The following is a 4,345-nucleotide window of genomic DNA, read 5'->3' as shown; positions in this document are numbered from 1 at the left end:
AGGGACGACTTTGACTAATCAGAATATATTCTTGAAATTCCGGCAGCGAACGATAATAGAGAAATTTATCGCCCTGGTCATAATTTTGAGTTGATTTTGAGAGGACTTCTACTATTAATTTGGGATTGGTAATAGTTGTCTGGCCAGTTTCATAATAAATCGGTTCTCCCTCAATTAGCATCACATCGGGATAGGTTGCTTGACGATATTGTGCTATCCATAATTTAACGTCACCGATAAAAATATTATATTTCTGTCCTTTGAGGGCAAATTTTAAATAAGCGGCAAAATTGAGAGCAATTTTATTATGATCAGTAGTGCCTCCTGTCATCGGTACGATTTCCCCGTCTTGATACTCATTTTTATAGGCCGCCGTTTCCTCTAGTTGTAAATATTCGGCAAAGCTATAGATATTTTTATCTGTTGCTATGGTCATAATTTATTGATTGAGTCCCCCAATTGATTATAGCAATTATTGTACTGGTGAGATACAAAAAAGTTACCATAAATTAGCTAGGTTTAGCCGAGGAAAAGATAACAGCTATTTTAATAGGACTCTTAAAATTTTTTAGCCGGCAACTAAACAGGAATTTGATCTCTCCCAAATGTGGGACAATTGACAAAGAACTAAGAATTGTAGAATCCCTCCATCATGACCTCGGAACTATCGAAGCAATACGATCCCAAGATCACAGAAACGAAATGGCAGCAATATTGGGAAAATCAAGAAATATTTACAGCAAACCCCGAAAAAGGCGGCGAAACCTACTGCATAGTCATCCCCCCTCCCAATGTTACCGGTAGTCTCCACATGGGTCACGCCTTCGAGAGTGCCTTAATTGATACACTTGTTCGCTACAAGCGCATGACCGGCAAAAATACCCTCTGGCTGCCCGGCACAGATCACGCTAGTATTGCAGTACAAGCCATACTCGATCGCCAATTAAAAGCCGAAAAAACCGACCGTTACCAACTAGGAAGGGAAAAATTCCTCGAACGCGCTTGGCAATGGAAAGAGGAGTCCGGTAGTACCATTGTTAATCAACTGCGACGCTTGGGGGTATCCGTCGATTGGACGCGGGAACGTTTCACCATGGATGAGGGACTTTCCCATGCTGTCCGTACTGCTTTTATCAAACTCTATGAGGACGGATTAATCTATCGCGGTCAATACTTAGTTAACTGGTGTCCGGAATCCCGGTCGGCGGTTTCCGATTTAGAGGTGGAAAACAAGGATATTGAGGGAAATCTCTGGTATTTTCGCTATCCTCTCAGCGATGGTAGCGGTTATCTTCAAGTAGCCACCACAAGGCCCGAAACCATGCTCGGTGATACTGGTGTAGCTGTCAACCCGCAAGACCCCCGTTATCGCCATTTAATCGGCAAAACCGTCACTTTACCGATAATGGGGCGAGAAATCCTGATTATTGCCGATGAATTGGTGGATCCCGAATTCGGTACCGGTTGCGTCAAAGTTACGCCGGCCCACGATCCCAAGGATTTTGAGATGGGTAAACGCCATAATTTAGCCTTTATTAATATCATGAATTTAGACGGCAGTTTAAACGAAAATGCCGGAATATTCGCAGGTCAAGATCGTTTTGTTGCCCGCAAAAATGTGGTTAAAAAACTCGATGAAGATGGCTTTTTAGTCAAGATTGAAGCCTATCGCCATAGCGTCCCCTATAGCGATCGAGGTAAAGTTCCCGTGGAACCCCTTTTATCTACCCAATGGTTCGTTAAAATTGAACCTTTAGCCACAAAAGCTTTAGCCTGTTTAGATCAGGAAAACTCGCCCCGTTTTGTGCCAGAAAGATGGACAAAAGTTTATCGTGATTGGTTAGTTAAACTAAAAGATTGGTGTATTTCTCGACAACTGTGGTGGGGTCATCAAATTCCCGCTTGGTATATTATCAGTGAAACTAACAACGAAATTACTAACCATACTCCCTTCGTCGTTGCCCCAGATGAAACCTCCGCTTTAGCCAAGGCTAAACAGGAGTATGGAGAGGATATAATTCTTCAACAAGACCCCGATGTTTTAGATACTTGGTTTTCCTCGGGATTGTGGCCATTTTCGACTATGGGATGGCCAGAAAAAACCCTTGATCTAGACACCTATTATCCCACCACAACCCTCGTCACCGGTTTTGATATTATCTTTTTCTGGGTGGCAAGAATGACGATGATGGCGGGTTATTTTACGGGGCAAATGCCTTTTAAAGATGTCTATATTCACGGTTTAGTTAGGGATGAAAACGGCAAAAAGATGTCTAAATCTGCCAATAACGGCATCGATCCCCTAATTTTAATTGATAAATATGGAACCGATGCTTTACGATATACCTTAATCCGAGAAGTGGCAGGAGCAGGACAGGATATCAGTCTGCAATATAACCGTAAAACCGATGAATCGGAATCCGTAGAAGCAGCCCGAAATTTTGCCAATAAAATTTGGAATGCTTCCCGTTTTGTCATGATGAATCTGGAGGGAAAAACCCCAGAAGAATTGGGAGAACCAGTTTTAGAAAATTTAGAATTAGCTGATCGCTGGATTTTATCTCGTTATCATCAAACAGTGCAAAAAACTAGAGATTATCTAGAAAATTATGGCATGGGAGAAGCGGCTAAAGGTCTATACGAATTTATCTGGGGCGATTTCTGTGATTGGTATATCGAGTTAGTGAAAACTCGTTTATGGAAGGATAAAGAATCGGTTTCCTGTGCCACAGCCCGGCAAACTTTGGCTTTTATTTTGGCAGGGACATTAAAACTATTACATCCTTTTATGCCCCATATTACCGAAGAAATTTGGCATCATTTAACCCAAGAAAATCAGCAGGTTTTAGCTTTAGAAACCTATCCAATAGCTGATAGTTCCCTGATCGATCTAGATTTAGAAAATACTTTTGAGTTATTAATAGAAAGTATTCGGGTGTTGCGTAATTTGCGGGCCGAAGCGGGGATTAAACCGGGGGCAACGATCACGGCAATTTTACAGACAGAAAACAGCCAAGAATTAGCTATTTTGCAACGCGGACAAGTGTACTTAAAAGACTTGGCCAAGATCGAAAACTTAATTTTGACGGACAAAATAACCGAGGAAGTCAATCAAGCGATCGCCGGCGTTGTCGCTACGGTAGAAATCCTCATCCCCCTGTCCGGATTGGTTGATATATCGGTATTGGCTGGGAAATTAGCGAAAAATTTAGCTAAGGTAGAAGGGGAAATCAAGAGTTTAAGCGATCGCCTGAATAAACCTAGCTTTGTCGAAAAAGCTCCAGAAGCTTTAATCCAAAAAACGAAGCAAGCTTTAGCGGAGGCAGAAAAACAAGCCCAAATTCTCGAAGAACGCTTAAAACGTCTGCGATAGGGGTTTTGTACTAAATAAGTCCAGTAGGCTAGAGCAAAGCTAATGCGATCAAGATTATCCCTTAATTCATTGACTTAGTTGCTCAAGTAGTTGAAGTTAAAGGAGAGGGGCTAACATAGCGATGACTTTGGGGAACTTAAGCATCTCATAAACTTGCTCCTCCTAACCCCCTATCTAACTTGTACTCCTTGTCCAGCAAGTCTTTCAGAAGTTTTTTGCACCACTAAGTGAATTAAGTTAGTAATTTCAAATTCCTTCTCAATAACAACAAGGAAAAAGCTAACCTTGACTCGCTGCATCTACGACCAAAACCTTATTTTTTTCTGTTACATTTCTAAATAAACAATCAAAATATTGTTTATTTCTTTTTGTTGCAATTGAGTATTTATACTAAACTTTTGCCCCTAGTATTTCTATAATAGTGTCAGAACAGCTATAGCGTTTTCAAATGAGACATGAAAAATCATCGTAATTGTGGAGATTAGGAAAAGTAAATAGTTTAGGCTTTTCCGAACTTGTCGTGTAAAATCAAAGAAAAAACAGACAACTATAGCTGACCAATAAAAACAATAATTTATCTTTAAAAGCTCACTATGCTTGCAATACAGCAATTTATTGGTTAAAATATAGACAGCCAAGATCAGCAATTTTAGACACAAGCTATACTTATGCCATCAAATCCACAATTAAAGTTAATGACCGAGCTACTTCACCTAGAAGGAGTTGTCGTTACCAATTATCAAATTATTACCGATATAGGAATTGTTTTACATTTAGAAAATATTTCAAGAGAAACCCAGTGCATTTATTGTGGAAGTAAAACGGAAAAACTTCATCAAAACAATGAATTAACAATCCGAGATTTACCCTTTGGAGAACAGGCATTATATCTGAGAATCAATCGTCGTCAGATGAGATGCGAGAAATGTGGGAAAAAATTCACAGAAGAACTAAATTATTTGCCGAAGAAAA

3 protein-coding genes are annotated in these 4,345 nt (G+C 40.1%); 2 read left to right on the top strand and 1 reads right to left on the bottom strand.

The annotated features are described in order from the left end of the window. On the bottom strand, positions 1–436 hold a 436-nt coding region (locus tag ACOCD9_RS09360; RefSeq protein WP_287704526.1), incomplete at its 3' end, for a Uma2 family endonuclease. Positions 437–652: 216 nt separating this feature from the next. Between ACOCD9_RS09360 and ACOCD9_RS09355 the strand changes: the two genes are divergently transcribed. Further along, positions 653–3,373: a valine--tRNA ligase gene (locus ACOCD9_RS09355; RefSeq protein WP_287704528.1), complete on the top strand. Its 2,721-nt coding sequence runs from the start codon at positions 653–655 to the stop codon at positions 3,371–3,373. A gap of 695 nt (positions 3,374–4,068) precedes the next feature. Further along, the coding region (locus ACOCD9_RS09350; protein WP_419547206.1) for a transposase family protein at positions 4,069–4,345 on the top strand (277 nt) is incomplete at its 3' end.

Source organism: Microcystis sp. (genome assembly GCF_048564745.1).
Classification (GTDB): domain Bacteria; phylum Cyanobacteriota; class Cyanobacteriia; order Cyanobacteriales; family Microcystaceae; genus Microcystis; species Microcystis ichthyoblabe_A.
The sequence above is the reverse complement of the archived record's forward strand: the minus strand, read 5'-3'. Positions and strand labels throughout refer to the sequence as shown.